This is a genomic window from Saccharopolyspora aridisoli, assembly GCF_004348445.1.
Taxonomy (GTDB): domain Bacteria; phylum Actinomycetota; class Actinomycetes; order Mycobacteriales; family Pseudonocardiaceae; genus Saccharopolyspora; species Saccharopolyspora aridisoli.
In genome coordinates this window covers 1-25962 of sequence record NZ_SMKV01000012.1, presented here as the reverse complement: position 1 = coordinate 25962, position 25962 = coordinate 1, and the positions used below count along the sequence as shown (strand labels likewise).

Genomic DNA, 25962 nt, shown 5'->3' with positions numbered 1-25962 from the left:
GACAACAGCGGTGCGGAGGAGGTGCTTTGTTCGGCTTCGTCATCGCGCACCTGTTGGTGGCCGTGCTCCTGCCGCTGGTGGCCCGGCGCAACACCCGCGCAGCGTTCCTGATCGCCGCGGTCCCACCCGCCGCGGCCGCCGTCTGGCTGATCGCGCGCACCCCGCAGGTGCTCGCGGGCGAGACGATGACCGAAACCGTGCCCTGGGTCCCGCTGATCGGCCTGAACTTCGGCTTCCGCCTCGACGCGCTCGCGCTGGTGATGACCATCCTCGTCTGCGGCCTGGGCGTGCTGGTGCTGATCTACGCCGACTCCTACTTCGCCCGAGGACGCGGTGACGCGCGGCGTTCCGCACCGCTGCTGCTGGGCTTCGCCGGAGCGATGCTCGGACTGGTCGTGGCCGACGACCTCACCACCGTCTACATCTTCTGGGAGCTGACCACGGTCTGCTCGTTCCTGCTGGTCGGGCAGGCGGGCATCAGCCGCGAATCCCGCCGATCGGCGCTGCAAGCGCTGATGATCACCAGCCTCGGCGGTCTGGTGATGCTGCTCGGCTTCGTCGTGCTGGGCGAGACAGCGGGCACCTACCGGATATCCGAGCTCATCGACCGCCCGCCGACCGGCACCGCCACCGCCGTGGCCGCGGTGCTGATCCTGGTGGGCGCGTTCACCAAGTCCGCGCAGCTGCCCTTCCACAACTGGTTGCCCGCCGCGATGGTCGCCCCCACCCCGATCAGCGCCTACCTGCACGCGGCGTCGATGGTCAAAGCCGGTGTCTTCCTCGTCGCCCGGCTCGGGCCGATCTTCGAAGCGCAGCTCGAATGGCGCGTTCCGGCCGTGGTGTTCGGGCTGGCCACCATGCTCTTCGGCGGCTGGCGCGCGCTGCACGAGCACGACCTGAAGAAGTTGCTGGCCTACGGGACGGTCAGCCAGCTCGGGTTCCTGATGGTGCTCTTCGGCGCGGGCAGCCACGACGCCGCGCTGGCCGGAGCGACCATGCTGCTCGCGCACGGCCTGTTCAAGGCCACCCTGTTCCTGGTCGTCGGCATGATCGACCACCAAGCGGGCACCCGCGACATCCGCAAGCTCTCCGGGCTCGCCGCCCGCCAGCCGTTGCTCGCGGTGATAGCCGCCCTGGCCGCGGGATCGATGGCAGGACTGCCGCCGATGCTCGGCTTCCTCGGCAAGGAGGCCGCGTTCGGAGCGTTCCTGTCCGGCCCTGCGGGTGCCGCGGTCGACGCCTTCCTCGTGATCGGCTCGATGCTCACCGTCGCCTACAGCCTGCGCATGTGGTTCGGCGCCTTCGGCACCAAACCCGGACTCGCGCAAACCACCGTCAAGCCCGCCGACCTGCAGTCCCTGATCCCCGCCGGGCTTCCCGCGCTCGCCGGGCTGGTGCTGGGCGTCGCCTACCCGGTGGCCAACGAACTGGCCGACGGCTACGCGACGTCCTACGAGTCCGTCGGCAAGCCCGCCGAGCTCGCGCTGTGGCACGGCTTCACCCTCCCGCTCGGGCTGTCGGTGCTCGCCGTCGCCGGTGGTCTGGTGCTGCACCGGGTGCGAACACCGCTCACCGCCTGGCGCAACCGGCTCCCCCAGCCGCTCAACGCCCAGCGCGGCTACGAGCGGATCACCGCGCTGCTGGAACGCGTCGCGGTCGCCGTCACCGCGCGCACCCAGGTGGGTTCGCTGCCCACCTACCTCGGCATCGTCCTGGTGACGGTCGTGGTCATCCCAGGATCGGCCCTGCTGATCCAGTTCACCGTGCCCGGCGACCTCCGCGCCTACGACAACCTGATGCAGGTGCCGCTCAGCCTGGGCGTGGTGCTCGCCGCGCTGGCCGTGCTGCGCGCTCACCGCAGGCTCACCGCGGTGCTGCTGGTCGGCGTCGTCGGCTACGGCATCGGTGGGCTGTTCATCGTCGACGGTGCCCCGGACCTCGCGCTCGCCCAGTTCCTGGTGGAGACGCTGACCGTGGTGGCGTTCGTGTTCGTGCTGCGCCGGCTCCCGGAGCGCTTCTCGCAGGCCGACTCGTCGAAGGCCATCCGGATCCCCAAGGCGATCATCGCCACCGCGGCCGGGTTGTTCGTCGCGCTGGCCGCGATCGGGTTCAGCTCGGCGCGCCGAGCACCGCCGGAGGCCAGCCAGTACTTCATGGGTCACGCGGAGAAGGGCGCCGGGGCCACCAACGTGGTGAACGCGATCATCGTGGACTTCCGCGCCTTCGACACCGTCGGCGAGATCGCGGTCCTCGCGGTGGCGGCGACCGGTGTTGCCAGCTTGATCCTCGCGTCCCGGTACGAACGCCGGAGGCGCGAGCAGACGCAGCAGCAGGAGGTGCGCGGGTGAGTCCCTCGACCAAGCCGTCGTGGACGAGTTGGGATGCGCCGACCGAGCGCTGGCTGCTCTCCGGCTTCCGCCGCGAAGGCCAGGCCCGCTCGGTGCTGCTGGAGCTGGTCGCGCGCATCGTGTTCCCGACCGTGCTGGTGGTGTCGGTCTACCTGCTGTTCGCCGGGCACGACCGCGCGGGCGGTGGCTTCACCGGCGGCCTGGTGGCCGGGCAGGCGTTCCTGCTGCGCCACCTCGCCGGTGGCCGCATGGACGACAGCGCCGTGGTGTCGATGCGACCGCCGGTGCTGATCGGACTCGGCCTGACGATCGCCTGCGTCTCCGCGTTCCTGCCGCTGCTGTTCGGCGGTCAGCTGCTGGAGACCGCGATCTACGAGTTCACCCTGCCGCTCCTCGGTGAGATCAAGTTCGTCAGCAGCGTCATCCTCGACACCGGCGTGTTCCTACTGATCGTGGGAGTGGTGCTGGACCTGCTGCGCACCCTCGGCTCGGGCATCGAGGCCGATGCCGACGCGGCGGCGAGGGAGCGGCGATGACCATCAACCTGACCGTGGCGTTCGCCATCGCGGTCCTCTACTCGGTGGGCTTCTACCTGCTCATGCAGCGTTCCCTGATGCGGATCCTGCTGGGCATCGTGGTCCTCGGTCACGGCTCGAACCTGCTGCTGCAGATCGCGGGCGGCCCGCCGGGACGCCCCCCGATGCTCGACATCGCCCGCCCGGAGGAGATGACCGATCCGTTGCCGCAGGCCATGGCGCTGACCGCCATTGTGATCACCTTCGCGCTCACCACGTTCCTGCTGGCGCTGGCCTACCGGTCCTGGTCGCTGCTGGGCCACGACGAGGTCCGCGACGACGTCGAGGACCGCCGGATCCAGCGGCTGGAGAAGCGGATGGAGTCCGGTGAGGACGCGGACCACGACTCGACGGAGGACGAACCGGCGAAGGAGTCGGCGCAGTGACGGTTCTGGTCGCCCTGCCGGTCCTGCTGCCGCTGGCAGCAGCCGGGCTCTCGCTGGCCCTCGGCCGCTTCGCCGACGTGCAGCGGATCCTCGGCCTGCTGGTGCTCGGCGTGATCATCGCCGACGCGGCGGTGCTGCTCTACGCGTCCGACGAGTTCGGGCCCGTCGTGCTGCAGATGGGCGGTTGGCCGGCTCCCTTCGGCATCACGCTCATCGCCGACCGGCTCTCGTCGCTGCTGCTGCTGGTGTCCTCGGTCGTGACGTTCGCGGTGCTGATCTACTCGATCGGGCAGCGCATCACCGACTACGGCCGGGAGCGTTCCAGCACGACGTTCCACCCGATGTACCTGATGCTGTGCGCGGGCGTGTCGCTGGCGTACCTCACCGGCGACCTGTTCAACCTCTTCGTCGCCTTCGAGATCATGCTCAGCTCGTCGTACGTGCTGATCACCCGCCGCACCACCTCCGCCCGGGTCCGCGCGGGAATGACCTACACGATCGTCAGCCTCGCCTCGTCGCTGCTGTTCATCACCATGATCGCGCTGGTCTACGCCTCGACCGGCACCGTCAACCTCGCCGACCTGGGGACCAAGGTCGCCGAGCTGCCGCGCGGCCTGCAGATCGCGCTCGCGCTGCTCGTGGTGATCGTGTTCGGTGTGAAGGCCGCGATGGTTCCGCTGCACTTCTGGCTGCCGGACAGCTACCCCACGGCTCCCGCGCCGGTCACCGCGGTGTTCGCCGGCCTGCTGACCAAGGTCGGCATCTACGCGCTGATCCGCACCCAGACGCTGGTGTTCTCGCACGCCGAGACGTGGGACCTGATGCTCGGCATCGCGCTGATCACCATGATCGTCGGCGCGCTCGGCGCCCTCGCGCAGAACGACCTCAACCGGTTGCTGTCGTTCCTGCTGGTCAGCCACATCGGGTACATGCTGTTCGGGCTCGGCGTCTACAACGTCGTGGGCCTGACCGGCGTGATCCTCTACGTCGTCCACCACATCACGGTGCAGGCGACGTTGTTCCTGGTCAGCGGTTTGATCACGCGGCACAGCGGAACGGTGGCGCTGACCCGCATGGGCGGCATGGCCAAGGTCGCCCCGCTGATCGCGGTCCTGTTCGCGCTCCCGGCGCTGAGCCTGGCGGGCGTGCCGCCGTTCTCCGGCTTCGTCGCCAAGCTCGCGCTGCTGCAGGCGGGCATCGGCAGCGGGACGATCACCGGCTACGCGGTGACCGCGGGTGCCGTGCTGACCAGCCTGCTGAGCCTCTACGCGATGGCGCGGGTGTGGACCAGGGTGTTCTGGGGCCAGGTGAAGGCTCCCGCACCGGACCCGGACCCGACCGACGAACTGGTCGTCGGCACCGCCAGCTCCAGCCGCCCGATGCTGGCCGCGACCGGCGTTCTCGTCGTGTCCAGCCTGGTGATCGCCCTGGTCGCGGGTCCGCTGGGAGCGGTCGCTGGCCGGGCGGCCGGGGACTTGGTGCACGGCGAGATCTACCGGACCGCGGTGCTGGGAGATGGTTCCGGTGGGTGAGCGCACGCCGAAGCACAAGCGCCTGGTGCGCCGGGTGCCGCTGGTGATCTGGCTGACCGCGGTGTGGGTGCTGCTGTGGGGCACCTTCGACGTCGGCACGCTGTTCTTCGGCGTGCTGGTGGCGCTGCTGGTGACCCTGCTGTTCCCGCTGCCGCTGATCCGCACCGGCATGGTGCTGCGCCCGCTGCCGATGTTGCGGCTGGTCGGCTACCTGGCCTGGGACCTGGTGTTCTCCACCCTCCGGGTGGCCTGGCAGGCGGTGTGGCACCGGCGCAGCGCCAAGGCGGGCATCGTGGCCAGCGCGCTGCGCAGCGACTCCGACCACGTGATCGCGATCGTGGCCAGCGCGGTGTCGCTCGCACCGGGCAAGTTCGTGATGCAGATCGACCGCGTCAACCGCACCTGCTACGTCTACGTGCTGGGCTTGCGCCCTGGTGAGGAGGACTCGGTGCGACGCGAGATGTGGTTCCTGGAGCGGCTGGTCGTCGACGCGGTCGGCTCCGACGCTCAGCGGGAACTGGTCAGGGGTGAGGCGGGATGAGCTTGGTCTTCGCCGTGACCTTCGTGCTGCTGAGCGTGGCGGGGCTGCTGGTGGTCGTCCGGTTGCTGCTCGGCACGACCACGCTGGACCGGATCGTGGCCGTCGACGTGCTGGTGACCCTGGTCGTCGCGGGGACCTGCGTGGGCATGGGCTTGCAGCAGGACGGGTCGAACATCGCGCTGCTGGCCGCCTTCGCGCTGCTGGCGTTCATCGGGTCGATCAGCACCGCGAAGTTGATCGAGAAGAAGGAGCCGTACCGATGAGCTGGACGGACGTCCTCTCCGCGACCTGCCTGATCGGTGGCGCGCTGTCCTGCCTGTTCGGCGCGATCGGGCTGCTGACCTTCCCGGACGTGACCGCGAGGCTGCAGGCCGCCACGAAACCGCAGACGCTGGGCCTGATCCTGGTCCTGCTCGGCACCGGAGTTCAGCTGAACCTCGGTTATGCCACCGGATTGATCCTCGTCGGACTGTTCCAGGTGCTCACCGCGCCGGTTCTCGCGCAACTCGTGGGACGGGCCGCATATCGCACCGATAGCGTGGACCGGGACACCTTGATCGTCGATGAACTCGGGGAGCGAATCGATCGTGAACCGGGAGTTCGCTGAACCGGCGGTTGTCGCTCGACGGTCGATCTAGGACTGTCCTCACTGGGGAGTCGACCTCGTCCGCTCGCGACGCGTGTTCGATATGATCGACTCCGACCGGAACGGGTGACCCTGGACGGGGTCGCGGAAACACGACCCGGAAGTGTCGGTGATCCGGCGCGACGCGGAGGATGTGGAGTCATCATGTGGCGGATCGGCCGCCTGCTCGCGGGACTTGCGATCGCGTTGACCCTGCTGCTCACACCATGGGCGGCGGCGAGCCCGGCGTCCGGCCAGGTCGAGGTGGCCCAGGTCGCCGCCGTGGCCCATGCCGAGGCCGTGGCCCAGCAGCCGACGCAGGAGTCGCCCGCACCTGAGCGCGAGACGCAGGCCGAGCGCAACCAGCGCACCGCGATGGGGGTCGCCGGTGTGGTGCTGATCGGGCTCGTGCTGCTTTCCCGCAAGGCCCGGAAGAAGTCGCTGCTCTTCTTCGAGAAGAAGAAGTAGGTATTCCGAGAAACAGACCGAGGAGTCGGTTTTCGCTATTTCTTCACCACCAATTTGCGCTATGGACTAGACCTGACGGCGAAGCTGTGGGATTTTCACTCCTGATCGTGCGTGCGGAGTCATTGCGCATGCTTACTGGGTGAGTAACCCATCGAGACGTGGGTCGGCGCCGGGAAGCCCCCCGACCGGTGCCGGCCCACACCCATTTCCGGCCTTGCGCCGGTAATGTCCGTCTCGTCCCGTGGAATGGCGTGGAATTCACAGGGACGTGAATTCCCTCCTTTCTGCCCAGCCGAAGTCTCGCCACCCGTTCGGCGCAGCTGGCCTACCGGTGGACGCCGCGTAGCGTGCTCGTCACGCGCTGATGATCCGGCTGATGCAGGATGAACGCACATGCGTACCACCCCGCCCGAAGATCAGCCTGCGCCCGAAGGCCGAACCGCGCTGCGCGAACGCTGCCGCGGCGTCGTGCGCCGGAACGAGGCGGCGCTGACCGGGCTGTCCCGCAGCATCCACGCCGAGCCGGAAACCGCCTTCGCCGAGCACCGCAGCGCTGCCGAGGTCGCAGCGCTCCTCGCCGAGCACGGCTTCGCCGTCCAGAGCCCGGTCGCAGACCTGGACACCGCGCTGGTCGCCGAGCGCGGCAGCGGTGACCTCGTCGTCGGCGTCTGCGCCGAGTACGACGCGTTGCCGCATGTCGGACACGCCTGCGGGCACAACGTCATCGCCGCTTCGGCCGTGGGCGCCGCGCTCGCGCTGGCCGAGGTCGCCGACGAAGCCGGACTCACCGTCAAGGTGCTCGGCACGCCCGCAGAGGAAACCGGCGGCGGCAAGGTCGTGATGCTGGAGGCGGGCGTCTTCGACGACGTCGCCCTGGCGCTGATGGTGCACCCCGGACCGGAGGACATCTGCCTGCCGAGCTCGCTGGCCATCACCGACCTGGAGGTCCGCTACACCGGCCGCGCCGCGCACGCCGCGGCCGCGCCCGACCTCGGCATCAACGCCGCCGACGCGCTCACCGTCGCGCAGGTGGCCATCGGACTGCTGCGGCAGCACCTGGAGCCGCGGCAGATGGTGCACGGTATCGTCACAGAGGGTGGCGCGGCGCCGAACATCGTGCCCGCGCGCACCGCGGCGGTCTACAACCTGCGTGCTGCCGAAGCACGCTCGCTGCAGCGCCTGGAGAACCGCATCCGGGCCTGCTTCGAAGCGGGTGCGACGGCGACCGGGTGTTCGCACGAGATCGTGCAGATCTCCCCGGTCTACGCGGAGCTCGCCTGCGACCAGTGGTTGTCGGAGGCGTACCGTCGCGCGATCACCGATCTCGGGCGTGAACCGCTCGATCGGAGCACTGAGCGGGGCCGGGTCATCGGCAGCACCGACATGGGCAACGTGACCAGGGCCTTGCCCGCGATCCACCCGATGATCGCGGTGGATTGCGGAGACGCGGTCAACCACCAGGCGGAGTTCGCCGCGGCCTGCGCCACTCCATCGGCGGACCTGGCGGTCCTCGACGGGGCGGTGGCGATGGCCTGGACCGCGCTCGCGGCCGTGCTCGAAGGCCCGCAGCGCGAACGGCTGCTCGCCGGTGTCGCCGACCGCGCTGGAAAAGGTTCGACCGAAGAGTTCTGCACGTCGGGAGGCGTGGCGTGACCGTGGTGGATTCTCGTGGCCCGGACCCGGGCCAGCGCCCGAACCGTGAGGGTTCGGCGGTGACGGACGAGGAGTGGGCCGTCGCCCAGGCGACGCTGGTGGCTGACGAGCCGATCGGCGCGACCGAAAGCACGATTGCGGACATGGATTCCCGCTTCGGATCCAGTGTGGAGTCCGTCGTGCCCGACATCGGTGCGGGTCGCGGACCGTCCTGGCTGGACGCTTGGCTGAACGCGAACGCGCATCGCGTGGTCGCCTGGCGCCGGCACATCCACGCCCACCCGGAGCTCTCCCGCGCCGAGCACCGCACCACCGCGTTCCTCGTCGACAAGCTCGGCCGGATCGGTCTGACACCCCGGCTGCTCCCCGTCGGAACCGGTCTGACCTGCGACATCGAGGGAACGAGTGCCGGTCCCACGATCGCGCTGCGCGCGGACATCGACGCCCTGCCGCTGACCGAGGCCACCGGCCTGTCGTACTCATCCACAGTGGTTGGTGCCTCGCACGCGTGCGGCCACGACGCGCACACCACCATCGCGCTCGGCGCCGCCATGGCCCTGGCCACCGCTCCCGACCTGCCCGGACGCGTGCGGATGATCTTCCAGCCCGCCGAGGAGGTCATGCCCGGCGGCGCGCTCGACGTGCTGGCCAGCGGCGTGCTCGACGACGTCGACCGGATCTTCGGCCTGCACTGCGATCCGCGCCTGCCCGCGGGCAGCGTCGGAACCCGCGTCGGCCCGATCACCTCCGCCACCGACCTGCTGGAACTGCGGCTGACCTCGCCCGGCGGGCACACCTCGCGGCCCCACCTGACCGCCGACCTGGTGCACGCGCTGGGCAGCGCGATCACCGGGCTGCCCAGCCTGCTCTCCCGCCGCGTCGATCCGCGCACCGGGACCGTGCTGACGTGGGGAGCGGTGCACGCAGGCGAGGCGCCCAACGCCATCCCGCAGGACGGGGTGCTCACCGGCACCCTGCGCACCGCCGATCGGGACACCTGGGCGAAGCTGGAACCGCTGGTCCACGAGCTCACGCAGAGCCTGCTCGCGCCGCTGGGGGTCGGCTTCGACCTGCAGCACCGCCGCGGCGTCCCGCCGGTGGTCAACGAGCGGGACAGCACCGAGCTGATGCGCGCCGGGATCACCGCCGCGCTGGGGGAACGGGCGCACGCCGACACCCCGCAGTCCTCGGGCGGCGAGGACTTCGGCTGGTACCTGGAGCACGTGCCCGGTTCATTCGCCCGCCTGGGCGTGCACTCGGGCAGCGGCCGGATCAAGGACCTGCACCAGCCGACCTTCACCCTCGACGAGCGGGCGCTGCTGGTCGGCATCCGCGCGATGGTCCACACGGCTCTGCTGAGCCTGGGGAGCTGACGGGTCGGGCCGAATTCGCCTGATCGAGGTATATCCGGGGTCAGGATGTATCTGTGGGCGGGGTTCGCGCCTCTTCTCAGCATGAGGACGAACATCGACCGCCCGCAGTTCCTGCCCGCACCCGGCTCGCAGGCCCCGCAGCGCTGGCACGGGGCGTTGCCGCGCCACGAGGCCGAACGGGTGCTCGGCGCCGCCGAGCTCGCCGAGGCGTTGGAGGCCGGCGAGTGGGTCCAGCCCTGGCCAGGTGTGGTGCTGCCGGCCGCGCTCCTGCGCGATCCGATGGCCAGAGCCGCCGCCGCGCTGCTGCGCGCCGGTGATCAAGGGGTGATCTCGGGGCCGACGGCCGTGGCCATGCACGGCTGCGGCCCGGTCGAGGACGCCGTGCACGTGACCGTGCCCTACGACCGCGAGCTGCGGTCGCAGGGTGATCTGGTCGTGCACCACGCCTGGTTCCGGGAGACCGACGTGATCGAGCTCGACGGTCTCCGCGTCCAGGCGTTGGACGTCGCGCTTGCGGACGTGCTGTGCTGCGGCCCGCAACGTCGCGCGCTGGACAGCCTGGAACGCGCCCTGGAACGGCTCGGCTCGGGTGCTGAGCACTTCCGCGCGCTGATCGGGGAGCGGCTGACCCGTCGCCGGGACCGGCGCGGCACTCGGAGGGCCTTGGCGTTGCTGGAGCTGGCGTGGGCGTGACCGGGCGCGGCGTTCGCGAAAGCCACGTCACCAACTGGTAGTTATCACATCGGATACTGTTAATTTTGTCGCTCCTGGTGTTATTTTGGGAGTGCAGGGTGCCACCTCGGTCCCGATGGACCGCGAGCGAAAGGACCGGACGTGCCGGCCGATCCCACAACCGGAGCCGAACCGATCGACCTCGTGCTGCTCGACGTGGGCGGCCCGGTCTACGACGATGCCGCGTACCGCGACGCACTGCTGCGCGCCACCCGCGAGCTCGCGGCGGAGGGAGGCGACGAGGTCTCCGAGGCCGAGTTCCTGCGCCTCTACGACGAGCGCAGGCAGGCCCAAGGCGGCTCGCTGCGCACGGCGATGGCGCAGCGCTTCCTCACCGTGCAGGACCGGCAGCGGCTGTCCGACCTGGCGGAGCGGTACTGGGAGTACCCGCCGGAAGCCCTCCACGACGACGTGCTGCCCGCCCTGCGCCTGGTCGCCGAGCGCTGCAGGATCGCCGTGGTCGCCAACCAGCGCTCCGTCGTCGTCGACGCGCTGCGCCGGGACGGCGTCGCCGAGCACATCGACGTCTGGGCCATCTCGGAGACCGTCGGCGCGGAGAAGCCCGATCCGCGGATCTTCCAGCACGCCCTCGACGAGGCCGGTGTGCCCGCGTCCCGCGCAGTGCACGTCGGCAACCGGCTCGACACCGACGTCCGAGGTGCCCAGCGCATGGGATTGCGCACGGTGTGGGTGCTGCGCGGCGAAGCGCCGCCCGCGCCGACGCCCGAGCAACTCGCCGAACCGGACATCGCGGTGCACTCGCTGGCGGAACTGCCAGGCGCGCTGGACAAGCTCGCGTCATGACCGGCGAGCTCGTCGCCGGTGTGGACGTCGCCACGGCCACCGTCCGGGTGCAGGTCCACGACCCGGCGGGCGCGTCGCTGGCCCAGTCCTCGCGGCCGCTGCCCGCGCCCGTGCGTTCGCCCGGCGGGCGCTCGGAGCAGGACGCCCAGTCGTGGTGGCCCGCAGCGCGGGACTGCCTGGCCGAGTGCACCGGCCTGCTGGGTGCGCGCAGCTCCGAGATCACCGCGCTGGCGATCTCGGCCACCTCGGGCACGGTCGTCGCCGTCGACGCCCGTGGCGAGCCGGTCGTCCCGGCGCTGATGTACGACGACCGCCGCGCCCGTGCCTCCTGGCTGGCAGACAACTTCCCGGCGGACGCCGAGCAGATCTGCCACACGCCCGAGGTGATCGCCCGGCGGCTCGTCGGGCATCCGGTCGCCACCGACACCAGCCACGCGCTCAAGAGCGGGTACGACGCGGCGGCGGGCGAGTGGGCGGCAGGCGTTCCCGCCGTGCTGCTGCCGCAGGTCGTGCGCCCCACGGCCGTGCTCGGCGAGGTGGGCCGTGAGGCTGCGGGGCTCACCGGGCTGCCGGTGGGCTGCGAGGTCCGCGCGGGCATGACCGACGGTTGCGCCGGGCAGCTGGCGACGGGCGCCGTCGACGCCGGGCAGTTCGTGACCGTGCTGGGAACGACGCTGGTCATCAAGGGCGTGTCGGAGAAGCTCGTGCACGACCCGACCGGAGTCGTCTACAGCCACCTGCACCCCGGGGGCAAGTGGCTGCCCGGTGGGGCCGCCAACATCGGCGGCTCGGCGCTGTCCGATGTGGATTCGACTGAACTGCCCGAACTGGACTCTGCTGCCGCCGCGAACGGTCCCGCGAGCGTGCTCAACTACCCGCTGCGCGGCCGCGGCGAGCGGTTCCCGTTCCAGGCAGCCGAGGCCGAGGCGTTCCAGGTCGGCACGCCACGCGACCGCGTCGAGGAGCACCGCTCGCGCCTGGAGGGCATCGCCTTCTGCGAACGCCTCGCGCTGGAACGCCTGGCCACGCTGGGCGCGGTGGCCGAAGGGCCGGTGCGCACGGCGGGTGGCGGCGCGCGGAGCACGGCCTGGTGCCGGGTCCGGGCCTCGGTCCTCGACCGGCCGGTGCTGCGCGTGCTCGGTGCCGGAACCGCTCTCGGTGCAGCGCTGCTGGCGGCCACCGGCTCGATCCACCCGGACCTGAGCACAGCGGCGGCCGAGATGGTGCCGAAGGGCGAGCTCGTCGAGCCTGATCGGGCGGAAGTGGACGCGCTCAACTCCGCCTACGCGAGGTTCGCGGCGGAACTCCGGGAGCGCGGCTGGCTCTCTAGTGCCTCCTCGGCAGGGCCGCTCTAGAGCTCGCGGGGAGAGCCGGGGCCCACGTTGTGGCAGGGGCGTTCCCGGAGCTTCTCGACGTAGTCCTCGGGGGCTCCGGCGGCTTCCGCCGCATCCGCCATCACGCCGAGGTAGCGAGCCGAGGGCAGCCCGCCCTCGTAGGCGTCGAGCACGTACAGCCACGCCAGGACCGGGCCGTCGAGGGTCTGCACCATCAGCCGCAGCTTCTTGTGCATCCCGAGCTCGGCACCCTCCCAGTTGTCCAGGTTCTTCTCGTCTTCCGGGCTCACGTCGTAGAGCACCGTGAAGACCTGCGAACCGGGCTGCTCGACGATGGTCGCGAGGGCGCCTTCCCAGCCGTAGTCCTCGCCGCCGAAGGTCAGCCGCCAGTCCATCAGCCAGCCGGTTCCCGCCAGCGGGGAATGCGGGGCGCGCTTCAACATCTGGGCAGGATCCATGTTGGATCCGTACGCGGCGTACAGAGGCACGCCCCACAGGGTAGCGATCCGAAGGCCGAAAAGCGGACCGGAGGCAAGCACGAATGTGGGTTTCTCGGTCGTCCGGTTCCCGGCCTGGAGCCGGAGGACCTGCGCACGGGCGACGATCACAGGCGGTGCAGGCGGCCGGGAGTGGTCTTCGCCACGATCACCCATCCCGGTCGGTACCACCCGGTTTGCCCGGACCCGTCGCGGCGTACCGTGAATCCGGCGCCCATCGGTGTAATCGGTGACCACCGGCAACGGGGTGCCCTTCGGCCAGGTGGACTCAGGAGGAGCGCGAAGTGACCCGCATCGTGATCATGGGCGGCGGACCGGCGGGCTACGAGGCGGCATTGGTCGCAGCATCCAACGGAGCGGACGTCACGCTCGTCGAGCCGGAAGGTCTCGGCGGGGCCTGCGTGCTCTACGACTGCGTTCCTTCGAAGACCTTCATCGCCTCCGCCGGGGCTCGCTCCTCCTTCCGCGACGCCGAAGAACTCGGCATCCGACCCTCCTCCCACGAAGCCGATGTCGAGGTCGCCGTCGTGCACGGTCGGGTCAAGGGCCTGGCTCTAGCGCAGTCGGCCGACATCCGCTCGCGGGTGCGCCGCGAAGGCGTCAAGATCATTCCGGGCCGTGCGCGCTTCACCGACCCGACGCCGGGCATGGCCGTGCACCAGATCGGCGTGGACCGCGCCGACGGCACCTACGAAGAGCTCACCGCCGACGTCGTGCTGATCGCCACCGGCGCCACGCCCCGCATCCTCGAGGGCGCCGAGCCCGACGGTGAGCGGATCTTGACCTGGCGCCAGCTCTTCGACCTCCCTGAACTGCCCGAGCACCTGGCCGTCATCGGCTCCGGCGTCACCGGTGTGGAGTTCGCCTCCGCCTACACCGAGATGGGCGTCAAGGTCACCATGATCTCCAGCCGCGACCGCGTGCTGCCGCACGAGGACGCCGACGCCGCGGCCGTGCTCGAAGAGGTGTTCGCCGAGCGCGGCACCGAGGTCGTCAAGCACGCTCGCGCCGAGTCGGTGGAGCGCACCGAGAAGGGCGTGGTCATCCACCTCGCCGACGGCCGGAAGGTCGAGGCCAGCCACGCGCTGATGACGGTGGGCTCGGTGCCCAACACCGATGACATCGGCTTGGAGAAGGTCGGCATCGAGACCGGCCGGGGTGGCTACGTCGAGGTCGACCGGGTGTCGCGGACCGGTGCCCCGGGCATCTACGCCGCCGGTGACTGCACCGGTCTGCTGCTGCTGGCCTCCGTCGCCGGCATGCAGGGCCGGATCGCGATGTGGCACGCGCTGGGCGAGGGCGTCACGCCGATCAAGCTGAAGACGGTGGCGGCCAACGTCTTCACCCACCCCGAGATCGCCACGGTGGGCATCAGCCAGCAGGCCATCGACAGCGGTGAGGTCCCCGCGCGGACCGTGACGATGCCGCTGGCCACCAACCCGCGCGCCAAGATGGAAGGCCTGCGGCGCGGTTTCCTCAAGGTCTTCTGCCGCCCGCAGACCGGTGTGGTCGTGGGTGGCGTGGTGGTTTCGCCGAACGCCAGCGAGCTGATCCTGCCGATCGCGCTCGCGGTGCAGAACCAGGTGACGGTGGACAACCTGGCCAACACCTTCTCGGTCTACCCGTCGCTGTCGGGTTCGCTCACCGAGGCCGGGCGCCTGCTGATGCGCCACGACGACCTGGACTGACGAGAGGCTCCCGGTGGGGGAGGATGGTGGCGTGACCGAACGTCCGGTGTTGATCTACGACGGCGACTGCGGGTTCTGCACCCGCAGCGTCCGCCTCGCCGTGCGCCTGCCGGTGCGCATGCGGGTCCAGCCCTGGCAGGAAGCCGATCTGGCGGCGTTGAACATCACCGAAGCCCGAGCCGCTCACGAGGTCGTCTGGATCGACCGCTCCGGCCGCGTCTTCGGCGGTGCCGCAGCGGTGGCCGAACTGCTCAAGTCCAGCGGTGCCCCCTGGCCGCTGCTGGGTCGGCTCATGTCGGCCCCGCTGCTGCGCACCCTCGCCGAACGCTTCTACCGCTGGGTCGCCGACCACCGCCACCGCCTGCCCGGCGCCACCCCGGCCTGCCAGCTCCCGCCCGAACAACGTCCCCACCGCGACTGACCCCTCGGGAAACCCCGCGACCAGGTCTCGTGGTCCCGGCCCCGTGCAGTGGCAGCTCCACCTCTGATCAAGCCCGCTTGAAGCGGCCTCACCGTGCGCGGATCACGCGGCGCGGTCATCCACCGTTCCGCCCGACACCCGGGCGTTTTGATCGAAGTTCGCACTCATGTCCCAGAACCGGGACCGGGTGCACGTGCTGTTCGTGTCCATCCCCGCTCACGGTCACATCAGTCCCGGCCTGGGCCTGGTCGCCGAGATCACCGGGCGCGGCCACCGCGTCAGCTACCAGGTGGCAACGAGGTGCACGTGATCGACCCGCCGCGACGCCTGGCCGAGCTCGCACGCGAAGCGGCGGCGTGACCTGCACTCGCGGTGCTTCGCGAGGTGCGGATCACGCCGCCGGAACGGCTCAGGAGAAGCGGCAGGTCGTCAGTCGACCCAGTCGAAGGTCTTGGTGACCGCCTTCTGCCAGTTGGCGTAGTGCTTCTCCCGGAGGTCCTCCGTCATGGCGGGGTCCCACTGCTTGTCCTTGGCCCAGTTGCTGCGGATGTCGGCTTCGCTCTCCCAGAAGCCGACCGCGAGGCCGGCCGCGTAGGCGGCGCCGAGCGCGGTGGTCTCGTTGACCTTCGGCCGGATCACCGGGACGCCCAGGATGTCGGCTTGGAACTGCATCAGCAGCTCGTTGACGACCATGCCGCCGTCGACCTTCAGCGACTTCAGCGGGACACCGGAGTCGGCGTTCATCGCCTCGATGACCTCGCGGGTTTGGAAGGCCGTGGCCTCCAGCACCGCTCGGGCGAGGTGACCGCGGTTGACGTACCGGGTGAGCCCGACGATCGCGCCGCGCGCGTCCGAGCGCCAGTGCGGCGCGAACAGACCGGAGAAGGCGGGCACGAAGTACGCGCCGCCGTTGTCGTCCACGCTGGAGGCGACCTGCTCGATCTCCGGGGCAGTGCCGATCATGCCGAGGTTGTCCCGCAGCCACTGCACCAGCGAACCGGTGACCGCGATCGAGCCCTCCAGGCAGTAGATCGTGTCGTTGTCGCCGATCTTGTAGCCGACCGTGGTCAGCAGGCCGTTCTGGCTGATGACGCGCTCGGTCCCGGTGTTGAGCAGGACGAAGTTGCCGGTGCCGTAGGTGTTCTTGGCCTCACCGGGCGACAGGCACGCCTGCCCGAAGGTGGCGGCCTGCTGATCGCCGAGGATGCCGGCTATCGGGATCCCGGCGAACACACCGCGTTCGCGGAACTGCCCGTAGACCTCCGAGGAGGAGCGGATCTCCGGCAGCATCGACATCGGCACGCCGATCTCTGCGCAGATGTCCGGATCCCACTGCAGGGTCTCCAGGTCCATCAGCAGCGTGCGCGAAGCGTTGGTCGGGTCGGTGACGTGCAGTCCGCCGTCCGGGCCCCCGGTGGAGTTCCACAGCACCCAGGTGTCCATGTTGCCGAACAGGAGCTCGCCCTTCTCGGCTCGCGCCCGGATCCCGTTGACGTTGTCCAGCAGCCACTTCAACTTCGGACCGGAGAAGTAGGTGGCCAGCGGCAGCCCCGTCTTGGCCTGGAAGCGGCTCTGCCCTTCCGACCTACCGAGCTCGCTGACGATCTCGTCGGTGCGGGTGTCCTGCCAAACGATGGCGTTGTAGACCGGCTTGCCGGTGGCCTTCTCCCAGACCACGGTGGTCTCGCGCTGGTTGGTGATGCCGCAGGCGGCGATGTCGGAGGAGACCAGGTCGGCCTTGGCCAGCGCGCCCGCGCACACCTGGCGGACGTTGTTCCAGATCTCGAGCGGGTCGTGCTCGACCCAGCCGGCCTTGGGGAACAGCTGGCGGTGCTCCTTCTGGTTGACCGCGACCACCCCGCCGGAATGATCGAAGATCATGCACCGCGTGGACGTGGTTCCCTGGTCAATGGCGGCGATGTACGAGGCCATTGTTCAAACCTTCCTTGTCCGGTCAGCTGCTGATGGGCAGAGCGAGGGCTAGCAGCGCCGCCAGCGCGCCACCGATGATCGGTCCGGCGATCGGGACCCACGAGTAGCCCCAGTCGGCCGAACCCTTGCCGCGAATGGGCAGTAGCGCGTACGCGATGCGCGGTCCCAGGTCTCGCGCCGGGTTGATGGCGTATCCGGTCGGCCCGCCGAGGGAGGCGCCGATGCCGATCACGATGAAGGCGACTGCGGCGTAGCCGAGCGCGGCGTTGCCGAAGTCCGGAACGCCTGGGGTGTCACCGGCGCTGGCTGGCGGGTTGGTGATGATCCATAACACCAGCACGAAGGTGCCGATGACCTCCGTGATCAGGTTCCACGGAGCGTTCGGGACCGTCGGTCCGGTGGAGAAGATCCCTCGCGTGTTGGCGGGGTCTTCCGTCGTGTCGAACTGCAACTTGTAGGCGGCCCAGCACAGGACCGCGCCCAGGGCGGCGCCGATGATCTGCGCGATGATGTAGACCGGGACCTGCGACCACGGGGTGTCCCCGTAGATCGCGAGTCCGATGGTGACCGCGGGGTTGATGTGCGCCCCGGAAGGTTCGGCGATGCTGGCGGCGGCGAAAACCGCGAAACCCCAGCCGAAGTTCACCAGCAGCCATCCGCCGCCGACTCCGAGGCTCTTGCTCAGCGTCACGTTCGCCACGACGCCGCAGCCCAAGAGCGTCAGTATCGCCGTCCCGAGCAGCTCCCAGAGGAATACCTCGCCAAGACTGGTCATTCTCCCGTTCCCCTCGTGATGCCGCCGTTGGCACAGGCGGGTGTTCGGTGTCTGTCCGACATCGAGCGAGTCGGGACGGTACTGCCGCATGGCAACACGTGTCCATGAGTGCCGCCAGTCGTGCGCAGCACGTTCGTCTGTACCGCCTAATCCGCGGCTCGCCCGGTGGTAGCGCGGAATGTCGTGGGGATCCCCGGTGCCGAGCTCCCGGCGTGGGGACACCGGTGTCCGGCAACGCCTGGATCGAGTGATCGACCCCGGCTACCAGAAGACACCTTAATCACAACATCTGTGTGAAAAGAAGCGTTGCATTCTGGTTGAGATGGTGTTTTTATCGAGTTGTACGGTGAGCGTGCGGTGGAGGAGATGATCCGGCCGCAGTCAGCGCGACTCGGAAGCGAGGAGCCGCCATGTCCGGCCGACGACCGTCCGGCAAGCAGCAGGACCGGCGCCGCAAGATCACCGAATTGGTGATGGCGGAGGGCACCCTGCGCATCGACGACCTGGTCGCGACCATCGGCGCCAGCGCCATGACCGTGTACCGGGATCTCGCCGACCTGGAATCGCAGGGCCTGGTGCACCGCAACAGGGGCAACGTCTCGGCCGCCTCGTCGCTGCTCTACGAAGCGGCTTCGGAGTACCGGTTGCAGCAGAACCAGTCCGAGAAGGAGGAACTGGCCCGCGCCGCCGCCGAGCTCATCGAGCCCGGGCAGGCGCTGCTGCTCGACGACTCCACCACCGGCGTGCACCTGGCCCGGCTGCTGCCCGAACGCGCCCCGCTGACGGTCGTCACCAACCACCGGGGCGTCTTCGACGAACTCGCCGCCGCTCCCGGGATCAGCTTGATCTGCGTCGGGGGCGACTACCTGCCGTGGGCGGACGCGTTCGTCGGTGGCATGGCGCTGGACTCGCTGCGCAACCTCCGCGTCGACCTGGCGATCATGTCGGTGTCGGCGGTGACCGACGGCATCGGTTGCTACCCGCAGCAGGAGATGGTGCAGATCAAGAAGGCGATGCTGGCCGCAGCTCAGCGCACAGTGCTCTACGTTGACCACACGAAGTTCCACCGGCGCGCGCTGCACGCGGTCGCGCCCGTCGAGGACTTCGACATCGTCATCGTGGATTCGAGAACACCCGGCCACCAGATCGAAGTGCTGCGCGAGCGCGGAGCGCTCGTCGAACAGGCGACCGCAGCGGGACGCGCTGCGCCAGGCACGGACAGTGCTGGTCGGGCATGATGACCACCGTGGTGCGCCACCTGCGCGCAGGTCCGGTTCCGCGTCGGCGGTGGGTTCAACGGTGGGACGCGATCAAAGCGAGGAGGACGCGGTGTCCAAGTCCAAGGACAAGACCGAGACCGGAAACCGGCTGAAGGGCTCGTTGGGACCCACCGAGCGTGCCGAGAACTGGAAACGGCTCGAACACGACGAATTCGACGTCGTGGTGATCGGTGGCGGCGTCACCGGCGCCGGCGCGGCGCTGGACGCGGCCACCCGGGGACTCCGGGTCGCGCTGGTGGAGGCCCGCGACCTGGCGGCCGGGACCTCCAGCCGTTCCAGCAAGCTGTTCCACGGTGGACTCCGCTACCTGGAGCAGCTGGAGTTCTCCCTGGTGCGCGAGGCGCTCAGGGAACGCGAGCTGATGCTGAGCACGCTCGCGCCTCACCTGGTCAAGCCCGTCCCCTTCCTGTACCCGCTGACCCGCCGCTTCTGGGAGCGCCCGTACACGGCGGCCGGTCTGCTCATGTACGAGACGTTGGGTGGCGCTCGCTCGGTGCCGGGGCAGAAGCACCTCAGCCGTGCCGGTGCGCTGCGCATGGTCCCCGCGCTCAAGCGCAGCGCGATGATCGGCGGCATCCGCTACTACGACGCGCAGGCCGACGACGCCCGGCACACCATGACCGTCGCCCGCACGGCCGCGCGCTACGGCGCTGTGGTGATGACCTCCGCGCAGGTCACCGGCTTCCTGCGCGAAGCCGACCGGATCGCAGGCGTCAAGGTGCGCGACGTGGAGACCGCCGAAGAGGTCGAGGTCCGCGCCCACGCGGTGATCAACGCGACCGGTGTGTGGACCGACGAGCTGCAGAAGCTCTCCGGAGGTCGCGGGCGGTTCCGCGTCCGCGCCAGCAAGGGCGTGCACATCGTCGTCCCGCGTGACCGGATCGTCGCAGAGACCGGCATGATCCTGCGCACCGAGAAGTCCGTGCTGTTCGTCATCCCGTGGGGCAACCACTGGATCATCGGCACCACCGACACCGATTGGCACCTCGACCTCGCGCACCCGTCGGCGACCAAGGCCGACATCGACTACCTGCTCGAACACGTCAACTCGGTGCTGGCCACCCCGCTGACGCACGACGACATCGAGGGCGTCTACGCCGGTCTGCGGCCGCTGCTGGCGGGCGAGAGCGAGGAGAGCTCCAAGCTCTCCCGCGAACACGCGGTCGCGCGGGTGGCCCCGGGTCTGGTGGCCATCGCCGGTGGCAAGTACACGACCTACCGGGTCATGGCCGCCGACGCGGTCGACGCCGTCTCGGCGGACGTCCCCGGCCGGATGGCCTCGTCGATCACCGACCAGGTCCCGCTGATCGGCGCCGACGGCTACCACGCGCTGGTCAACCAGGCCGATCAGCTGGCCAGCGCGCACGGCGTGCACCCGTACCGGATCCGGCACCTGCTGGACCGCTACGGCTCGGAGATCCACGAGGTGCTCGCGGCCGGCGAGGAGCGACCCGACCTGCTCAAGCCGGTCCCGTCCGCCCCGAACTACCTGCAGGCGGAGATCGCCTACGCGTGCAGCCACGAAGGCGCGATGCACTTGGAGGACGTGCTCACCCGGCGCACCCGGATCTCCATCGAGTACCCGCACCGGGGCGTGGACTGCGCTGACGCCGTGGCACGGCTGATGGCGGTCGAGCTCGGCTGGGACGAGGACACCATCACCCGCGAGGTCGCGGTCTACACCCAGCGGGTCGAAGCCGAGCGCGACTCGCAGAGCGAACCCAGCGACCAAGCGGCCGACGCCAAGCGCTCAGCGGCCCCGGAAGCCAGGACCAGCCTCCTGGAACCGGTGGTCTGACCAACGCGCTCGAGGTGGTGGCCCCGTTCTCGGACGGGGCCATCGTCTTGAGCGGGTGAGAGCTACTGCCGGGGTGCGGCGGTCACCTCGTTGAGGAGTTCTTCCACGTGGCCTGCCAGGCGGCGGTTGTCCGCCGGGGCGATCGTGCTCCAGGCCTCCCCGGAGGGGGACGTGGTGCGCAGTTGCGCGTAGCGGCCGAGGGGGGAGTCGAAGAACCCGACGACGCGCTCGGCCCTCTCGCGCCTGCCGTACCGGATTCGCGCGGCCGCGCCGAACTGCCCCTGCGCGACGGCTCCGGCCACCATCTCGCCCAAGACCTCCGCGTCGTCGGGACGAACACCGCGTCGTTGCAGCGCGGAGGCGAGCTGCTCGGTCTTGTCACCCACCTCGTGGGCTGCGGCGTCGAGGGCGTCGCTGGGCACCGACACCGATCGGCCCGGGCCGGGAGGCAGTTCCTGCAGCGGCGAGATCGCCGCGCGCGGAAGCCCCGCGGCCGAAACGGGGGAGAAGCTCAAGTGATCGCCGTCCTTGACCACGAGGACGGCGCGTTCGCCACCCCCCTCGGCGGCGGCCAGCACGCGAACGCTGCGCTGCAACCAGCTCCGCCCGTCGACCTCGCGGCCGGGTTCGGCGACGAGCCGCAGCATCCACTCCAGGTCGGCGTCGAGCTCACCGCCGCTGATCAGACCGCGATCCGACATCGCGCGCCACGCGGAGGCGACCAGCTTCGCGCGTTCGGCGTGGGTGCGTCCCGGCGACGGCACCTTGAGGACAAGCGGCACGCCGTCGAGCTCCAGGTGCTCGGTGAGGACGTCGAATTCCAGCGCCGAGAGGCTGATCAGCCCCTCGGCGCGTGCGGCGGTGTTCATCGACCGGGCTCGCCACCGATCACCGGGCGCGAACCCGTCTGCTGCTCGCCGAAGAACCCGCCGTCACCCAGCTCCTCGGTGACATGGCGCTCGACGGCCTCGTCGCGGGCGCCCTCGGTGCGCTTGCCCGATGCCCGCCCGGCGGCGGAACCGGCGGGACGACCCGAACGGCGACCGTCCTGCTTGGCGCCGCGCGCGGTGGTGCCCGAACCGGTCCGGCCGGTCGGCGCACCGGTGCTCGGCGGAGCGACGGTCGGGCCCCAGCTGATCGTCACCGGTGGTCCTCCCGACGCCCTGGCCCCACTCGATGCGGGCGCGTCCACGACGACCTGGGGCGGTGGGGCGAACGAGGCCAGCGAAGTCGTGTTCGCTCGGGTCGAGGCCTCGTAGGTGCGCATCACGTCGAACGCGCGCTGCTCAGCGGCGTGCTGCCGGGCCTCCTGGACCTCGTAGTCGGTCTGCCCGCCGAACAGGTGCGTGAGCGCGGTCGCCGCGGTTCCCGGGTCTTCGCTGGTCGCCTGCACCGGCGGTGGCATGTCCCTGCGGGCCTTGCTGATGAACTCCGCCTGCTGCTCGGCGCGCTCGCGCATGACCGTGCTCGCCTGCTGCGCCAGCGCCGCCCACTCGCCCAGCGGGCGAAGCCCGGCGTTGGCGTTGTCGGCCGCCGAGCCCTGCCAGCCGCTCTTCGCGGCGGCGACCGCGGCGGCCAGACCGCCGTCGATCTCGCCGAGCGCGCGGGTCAGCTCGCTCCAGCGGCGCACGCTGTCGGTCGAGCCGTGCGCACCCGGGCCTTCGTTGATCTGCGCGTACAGCTCGGCGTGCTGGTAGCCCTGCCATCGGTGGTCACCCATCGCAGATCAGCAACCCCCGCCCAGACCGGCCGCGCTGTCGTGATCGATCTGCTCGTACTCGCGACCGGCCTGCTGCAACGACTCGGCTGCGGCCTGCAGCTGGTCGCGGTAACCGCACAGCGCGGTCAGCGCGTCCTCACCACCGCCGACCGATCGCTCGTTGAACAGCTCGGCCGCGTCCGTGCTGACCGGGTCACCGGCCCACGGGCGGATGCGGAGCTCGGTGATGGCGTGCTCGATCTGCAGCCCGACGGCGTCCAGGGACTCCTGCAACGAGTTGACCAGGCGCGGGATCGCGGTGGGCTCGACCTGCATCGAACCACCGGAACCCGCGCCGTACGGCTCGGTTAACGGCACGTCGCCCCCTCCCACCGGTGAAACGTCCGCCGGACACTGTATCCGCGATCTGCAACGCTGTGGAGTGCTCCGTGCGCGGGGAGTGCCGGATCAGGGCGTCGACTCGGACGGCAGCTGCGTCGGTGCCTCCGAGCTGGAGGTTCCCGAGGCCGGCGGGTGGGCCAGCGTGCGCACCGCCTCCTCGGCGACCCGTTGAGCACCGGAGCACAGCTGGTCCACCGGCGGTGGTGGCTGCCCGCCGTCGTCGCGGTAGAGGACGTCGAGGTGCTGCCCCTCGGCCACGTCGACCGCCACGTTGCACGACAGGTCGAGCCCTGGCGTCTTGATCACCAGCGCGGGGAAGCCCTCCACGAGGATCGGGGTGGCCTCGACCTGCGCGGTGTCGTCGGTCCACACCCGCATGCCTTCGGTGGTGATCAGCGCTAGGCGGGCGCCGACCTTGGCGGTGGTGTTGCGGTAGCTGCAGGTGGCGGCGTTGCCGAAACCGGTGTCGGAGTCCGGCTGCGGTTCGCGGTCGAAGCCGAGCTGGTTGCGCTGGTCGGCGGTGAGCAGCTCGCACGGGTCGACGCCGTCCAGGCCGATGTCGAACGGCCTCGGCGGCAGCGACGGCGGTGCGCTGGTGACCGGTGCGGGTGGTGGCGGTGGGGGCGGTGCGGTGCCTGCCGTGGGTGCCGACTGCCAGATGCCGCAACCGGTGAGGGTGAGCGCGACGAAGCCGAGCAACGCGCTGAGACGTCGCACCACGGTGGACCGCGAGCTGTGCATGGACCTCACCGTAACGAAACGTGCTCGTGGGTGACGGTAGTTCGTCACCTCCGTCGCCACATGAACCAGATGATCGCCACGGTCGGCAGCAGCAGCATCAGGCCGATCGGCCTCGCGAGCACCACGAGCGCGAGCAGCAGCGCCACCCCGCCGACGGCCAGCGCGATGTTGCCCACCGAGGGCGCGGGGCGTGTCGTGGCGGGCGTCAGCTCGCCGAACGGGCGGGGCCCGGGCAGGTCGTCGAAGAGCCCGTCGAGCTCGGACCCGAACCGCGCTCCCGCTGCCAGCTTGGTGCGCTCGTCGTACTCGGAGAGCTCCAGGCGCCCGGCGGAGAAGTGCTCGCCGAGCAGCCGTATGGCCCGCTCGCGCTCGGGGTCACCGATGCGCAGGTCTCTTCCCCGCCGGCCGCTGTCCACGCGACCCATCCTACGGATGGGCCATCACCCGAACGAAGTGCCGAGGTGGGTTTTCCCGGTCCGGTGCGCGCGATCATGCGCACCGGACCGGTCTGCTCATGCCGTGACCGGTTCCCGATCGCCGATCAGCGTGGCCGTGCTGGGAGCGCCCAGCACCTCGTCGTCGAGGACGTCCTCGCTGCGGGCGACGATCACCGGGACGGCGATCTGGCCGGCGACGTTGGTCGCGGTGCGCATCATGTCCATGATCGGGTCGACCGCGTAGGCGATGGCGATGCCGGTGGCCACGACCTCGGGCGGGAAGCCCAGCGCGCCGACGGTCAGCGTCAGCATCGTGAACCAGCCGGTCACGCCCGCGGTGGCGATCGAACCGAAGACCGCGACCGCGATGATCGTCAGGTACTGCACCCAGCCGAGCTGGATGCCGAAGAGGTTGGCGATGAACAGCGAACCGATGGCCGGGTAGATCGCCGCGCAGCCGTCCATCTTGGTGGTGCTGGCCAGCGGAACCGCGAAGCTCGCGTAGGAGGGCGGAACTCCGAGGTCCTCCGCGGCCTGGCGGGTCATCGGCAGGCTCGCGCCGGAGGAGCGGGAGGCGAAGGCGAACTGCAGGACCGTCCACGACTTGGCGAAGAAGCGGGCCGGGCTGGCCTTGGCCACCAGCCCCAGCAGCAGCGGGTACACGGCGAGCAGCACCAGCAGGCACGCCACGTAGGTGGAGCCGATGAGCTTGACCAGCGGCAGGAAGAACTCGTTGCCGTATGTGGCCACGGCGTTGCCGATCAGGCCGAGGGTGCCCAGCGGAGCCAGCCGGATGATCCAGCCCAGCACGCGCTGGATGACCTCGAAGGCGGCCTTGTTGAAGTTCACGAACGGCGCGGCCTTGTCGCCGAGGCTGTAGGTGGCCGCGCCGATGATCAGCGACACGAACACGACCTGCAGGGTTTCGCCCTCGGCGAAGGCGCTGATCAGGTTGTCCGGCACCAGGCCGTTGAGCAGGTCCAGCCAGGAACCCTGCGTCTTCTCGCCGATCGCCTGGAGCTTGTTCGGGTCGGGCTCGATGACCAGGCCGCGTCCGGGTTGGAACAGCTCGCCGACCACCAGGCCGATCACCACGGCGATCAACGAGGTGACGGCGAACCACAGCGCGGTCTTGCCGCCCAGGCGCGCCGCGGTCCGGCGACCGCCGAGCGAGCGGAGGCTGTTGATGCCCACCACGATCGCCGTGAAGATCAGCGGCAGCACGGTGAAGCTGAGCAGCTTGGTGAACGTGCTGCCGATGGTGTCCAGCGTGGTGATCAGCCATTCGGCTTCGGTCTGCTCGGCGACCCAGCCGAGCAGTGCACCGAGCACCAGCGAGGCGAGCACTGCGATGGCGAACAGCTTCGGGTTGAAGCGCAGGCGAGACCGCCCGGCGGTGTCGGACACAGGGATCTCCTGAAGTCGTGGGGGGTTGATGCGGAGATGGGCGCGGGTCAGCGCCGGAGCGCGGAGGGGCGCCGCGCGGAGGAGCGGCCGAGCGAGGGCTTCAGCTCAGGCCGGAGGAGATCAACGACAGACGCAGCTGGCCTGCCGCCGAAGATCGACGTGCAGGCGCGAGGTCAACAGCCACGGTCGCAGGACAGGCATAGCGACCTCAACTAACCACCCGATCGAGCGATTAAGTCCCGAAGGTGGTCGAACTGTGCCCACGTTCACCCCGACGGCGGCACGCGGGTGACCCGAGTGCGTCGCGATCAGTGGCCCGAACACGGCCGTGATCGGGAACAACCCTGATCACCGCCGTGAACGGGGGGCTGATACCGCGGCATCCGGGTCACCGCGGGGCGCGGGCACGGGGCGGTCGGGTCAGGAGGGGACCGGCGATCACGGGTGACCGGGTTCAGGTGGGACCGGGGCCGTGTTCGAAGGGGGGGGATTCGGCGGTGGCCCGGATCAGGGG

The 25962-nt window shown here is 70.1% G+C and carries 28 protein-coding genes; 18 read left to right on the top strand and 10 right to left on the bottom strand.

The genetic code is table 11. The annotated features are described in order from the left end of the window. Window positions 1–26 precede the first annotated feature (26 nt). The 13 genes from mbhE to E1161_RS11800 all read left to right on the top strand — a co-directional run bounded on the left by mbhE (window position 27) and on the right by E1161_RS11800 (window position 12392). Window positions 27–2348 carry a hydrogen gas-evolving membrane-bound hydrogenase subunit E gene (gene mbhE / locus E1161_RS11860; RefSeq protein ID WP_132622620.1) on the top strand — a complete coding sequence of 774 codons (2322 nt, stop codon included), beginning with the start codon at window positions 27–29 and terminating at the stop codon, window positions 2346–2348. Beyond that, window positions 2345–2884 carry an MnhB domain-containing protein gene (locus E1161_RS11855; RefSeq protein WP_132622618.1) on the top strand — a complete coding sequence of 180 codons (540 nt, stop codon included), beginning with the start codon at window positions 2345–2347 and terminating at the stop codon, window positions 2882–2884. The genes mbhE and E1161_RS11855 overlap by 4 nt, the downstream gene beginning before the upstream one ends. Next, window positions 2881–3309 carry a Na(+)/H(+) antiporter subunit C gene (locus E1161_RS11850; RefSeq protein ID WP_132622616.1) on the top strand — a complete coding sequence of 143 codons (429 nt, stop codon included), beginning with the start codon at window positions 2881–2883 and terminating at the stop codon, window positions 3307–3309. The genes E1161_RS11855 and E1161_RS11850 overlap by 4 nt, the downstream gene beginning before the upstream one ends. Beyond that, the gene (locus E1161_RS11845) at window positions 3306–4841 is read left to right on the top strand and encodes a Na+/H+ antiporter subunit D (RefSeq protein WP_132622614.1); all 1536 of its coding nucleotides are present in this window, start codon (window positions 3306–3308) and stop codon (window positions 4839–4841) included. The genes E1161_RS11850 and E1161_RS11845 overlap by 4 nt, the downstream gene beginning before the upstream one ends. Beyond that, window positions 4834–5382 carry a Na+/H+ antiporter subunit E gene (locus E1161_RS11840; RefSeq protein ID WP_235874960.1) on the top strand — a complete coding sequence of 183 codons (549 nt, stop codon included), beginning with the start codon at window positions 4834–4836 and terminating at the stop codon, window positions 5380–5382. The genes E1161_RS11845 and E1161_RS11840 overlap by 8 nt, the downstream gene beginning before the upstream one ends. Then, window positions 5379–5645, top strand: coding sequence for a monovalent cation/H+ antiporter complex subunit F (locus tag E1161_RS11835; protein WP_132622612.1), 267 nt, complete (start codon window positions 5379–5381; stop codon window positions 5643–5645). The genes E1161_RS11840 and E1161_RS11835 overlap by 4 nt, the downstream gene beginning before the upstream one ends. Further along, window positions 5642–5989: a monovalent cation/H(+) antiporter subunit G gene (mnhG, locus tag E1161_RS11830; protein ID WP_132622610.1), complete on the top strand. Its 348-nt coding sequence runs from the start codon at window positions 5642–5644 to the stop codon at window positions 5987–5989. Before E1161_RS11835 ends, mnhG begins: the two co-directional genes overlap by 4 nt. A 183-nt stretch (window positions 5990–6172) precedes the next feature. Then, window positions 6173–6475 carry a hypothetical protein gene (locus E1161_RS11825; RefSeq protein ID WP_132622608.1) on the top strand — a complete coding sequence of 101 codons (303 nt, stop codon included), beginning with the start codon at window positions 6173–6175 and terminating at the stop codon, window positions 6473–6475. A gap of 393 nt (window positions 6476–6868) precedes the next feature. After that, entirely contained in the window at window positions 6869–8128 is a 1260-nt protein-coding gene (locus E1161_RS11820; protein WP_132622606.1) for an amidohydrolase, read from the top strand. Continuing rightward, window positions 8125–9501, top strand: coding sequence for a M20 family metallopeptidase (locus E1161_RS11815; RefSeq protein ID WP_408011981.1), 1377 nt, complete (start codon window positions 8125–8127; stop codon window positions 9499–9501). The genes E1161_RS11820 and E1161_RS11815 overlap by 4 nt, the downstream gene beginning before the upstream one ends. Window positions 9502–9582: 81 nt before the next feature. Further along, window positions 9583–10194 (top strand): hypothetical protein, encoded by a 612-nt coding sequence (locus E1161_RS11810; RefSeq protein WP_235874959.1) that lies wholly within the window; start codon window positions 9583–9585, stop codon window positions 10192–10194. Window positions 10195–10335: 141 nt separating this feature from the next. After that, entirely contained in the window at window positions 10336–11037 is a 702-nt protein-coding gene (locus E1161_RS11805) for an HAD family hydrolase (RefSeq protein ID WP_132622604.1), read from the top strand. Beyond that, complete coding sequence (locus E1161_RS11800; protein WP_132622602.1) at window positions 11034–12392, top strand: FGGY-family carbohydrate kinase; 1359 nt, start codon at window positions 11034–11036, stop codon at window positions 12390–12392. Before E1161_RS11805 ends, E1161_RS11800 begins: the two co-directional genes overlap by 4 nt. Here E1161_RS11800 and E1161_RS11795 read toward each other — a convergent pair. Next, window positions 12389–12859, bottom strand: coding sequence for a gamma-glutamylcyclotransferase (locus tag E1161_RS11795; protein WP_132622600.1), 471 nt, complete (start codon window positions 12857–12859; stop codon window positions 12389–12391). The genes E1161_RS11800 and E1161_RS11795 overlap by 4 nt on opposite strands. A 293-nt stretch (window positions 12860–13152) precedes the next feature. On the opposite strand from E1161_RS11795, the gene E1161_RS11790 reads away from it, so the two are divergent. The 3 genes from E1161_RS11790 to E1161_RS27125 all read left to right on the top strand — a co-directional run bounded on the left by E1161_RS11790 (window position 13153) and on the right by E1161_RS27125 (window position 15287). Next, a complete protein-coding gene (locus E1161_RS11790; RefSeq protein ID WP_132622598.1) occupies window positions 13153–14556 on the top strand; it encodes an NAD(P)H-quinone dehydrogenase in 1404 nt (467 codons plus the stop codon). 31 nt (window positions 14557–14587) lie between these two features. After that, window positions 14588–14977, top strand: coding sequence for a thiol-disulfide oxidoreductase DCC family protein (locus tag E1161_RS11785; RefSeq protein WP_132622596.1), 390 nt, complete (start codon window positions 14588–14590; stop codon window positions 14975–14977). Window positions 14978–15143: 166 nt separating this feature from the next. Next, window positions 15144–15287, top strand: coding sequence for a hypothetical protein (locus tag E1161_RS27125; RefSeq protein ID WP_165939760.1), 144 nt, complete (start codon window positions 15144–15146; stop codon window positions 15285–15287). Window positions 15288–15406: 119 nt separating this feature from the next. On the opposite strand, the gene glpK is transcribed toward E1161_RS27125, so the two are convergent. Both glpK and E1161_RS11775 read right to left on the bottom strand, forming a co-directional pair. Further along, on the bottom strand, window positions 15407–16909 hold the full coding sequence (glpK, locus tag E1161_RS11780) for a glycerol kinase GlpK (RefSeq protein WP_132622594.1): 1503 nt from the start codon (window positions 16907–16909) through the stop codon (window positions 15407–15409). Window positions 16910–16931: 22 nt separating this feature from the next. Continuing rightward, window positions 16932–17684: an MIP/aquaporin family protein gene (locus E1161_RS11775; RefSeq protein ID WP_132622592.1), complete on the bottom strand. Its 753-nt coding sequence runs from the start codon at window positions 17682–17684 to the stop codon at window positions 16932–16934. A gap of 410 nt (window positions 17685–18094) precedes the next feature. Here E1161_RS11775 and E1161_RS11770 point away from each other — a divergent pair, with 410 nt between their 5' ends. After that, the gene (locus E1161_RS11770) at window positions 18095–18922 is read left to right on the top strand and encodes a DeoR/GlpR family DNA-binding transcription regulator (protein ID WP_132622590.1); all 828 of its coding nucleotides are present in this window, start codon (window positions 18095–18097) and stop codon (window positions 18920–18922) included. Window positions 18923–19013: 91 nt separating this feature from the next. Next, complete coding sequence (gene glpD, locus E1161_RS11765; protein ID WP_132622588.1) at window positions 19014–20762, top strand: glycerol-3-phosphate dehydrogenase; 1749 nt, start codon at window positions 19014–19016, stop codon at window positions 20760–20762. Between the two features lie 62 nt (window positions 20763–20824). Here glpD and E1161_RS11760 read toward each other — a convergent pair whose 3' ends face one another. From E1161_RS11760 to E1161_RS28670, 7 genes are all read right to left on the bottom strand, one after another. Then, a complete protein-coding gene (locus E1161_RS11760; RefSeq protein WP_132622586.1) occupies window positions 20825–21631 on the bottom strand; it encodes an ESX secretion-associated protein EspG in 807 nt (268 codons plus the stop codon). Continuing rightward, window positions 21628–22482, bottom strand: a complete 855-nt coding sequence (locus E1161_RS11755; protein ID WP_132622584.1) for a PPE domain-containing protein — start codon at window positions 22480–22482, stop codon at window positions 21628–21630. The genes E1161_RS11760 and E1161_RS11755 overlap by 4 nt, the downstream gene beginning before the upstream one ends. Before the next feature lie 6 nt (window positions 22483–22488). Continuing rightward, window positions 22489–22839: a hypothetical protein gene (locus E1161_RS11750; protein ID WP_165939759.1), complete on the bottom strand. Its 351-nt coding sequence runs from the start codon at window positions 22837–22839 to the stop codon at window positions 22489–22491. 90 nt (window positions 22840–22929) lie between these two features. Beyond that, the gene (locus E1161_RS11745) at window positions 22930–23604 is read right to left on the bottom strand and encodes a DUF3558 domain-containing protein (RefSeq protein WP_132622580.1); all 675 of its coding nucleotides are present in this window, start codon (window positions 23602–23604) and stop codon (window positions 22930–22932) included. Window positions 23605–23648: 44 nt separating this feature from the next. Continuing rightward, window positions 23649–24020 carry a DUF1707 SHOCT-like domain-containing protein gene (locus tag E1161_RS11740; RefSeq protein WP_235874958.1) on the bottom strand — a complete coding sequence of 124 codons (372 nt, stop codon included), beginning with the start codon at window positions 24018–24020 and terminating at the stop codon, window positions 23649–23651. 96 nt (window positions 24021–24116) lie between these two features. After that, the gene (locus tag E1161_RS11735) at window positions 24117–25448 is read right to left on the bottom strand and encodes a dicarboxylate/amino acid:cation symporter (protein ID WP_207920195.1); all 1332 of its coding nucleotides are present in this window, start codon (window positions 25446–25448) and stop codon (window positions 24117–24119) included. 120 nt (window positions 25449–25568) lie between these two features. Then, window positions 25569–25649, bottom strand: coding sequence for a putative leader peptide (locus tag E1161_RS28670; protein ID WP_363790427.1), 81 nt, complete (start codon window positions 25647–25649; stop codon window positions 25569–25571). Window positions 25650–25962 lie beyond the last annotated feature (313 nt).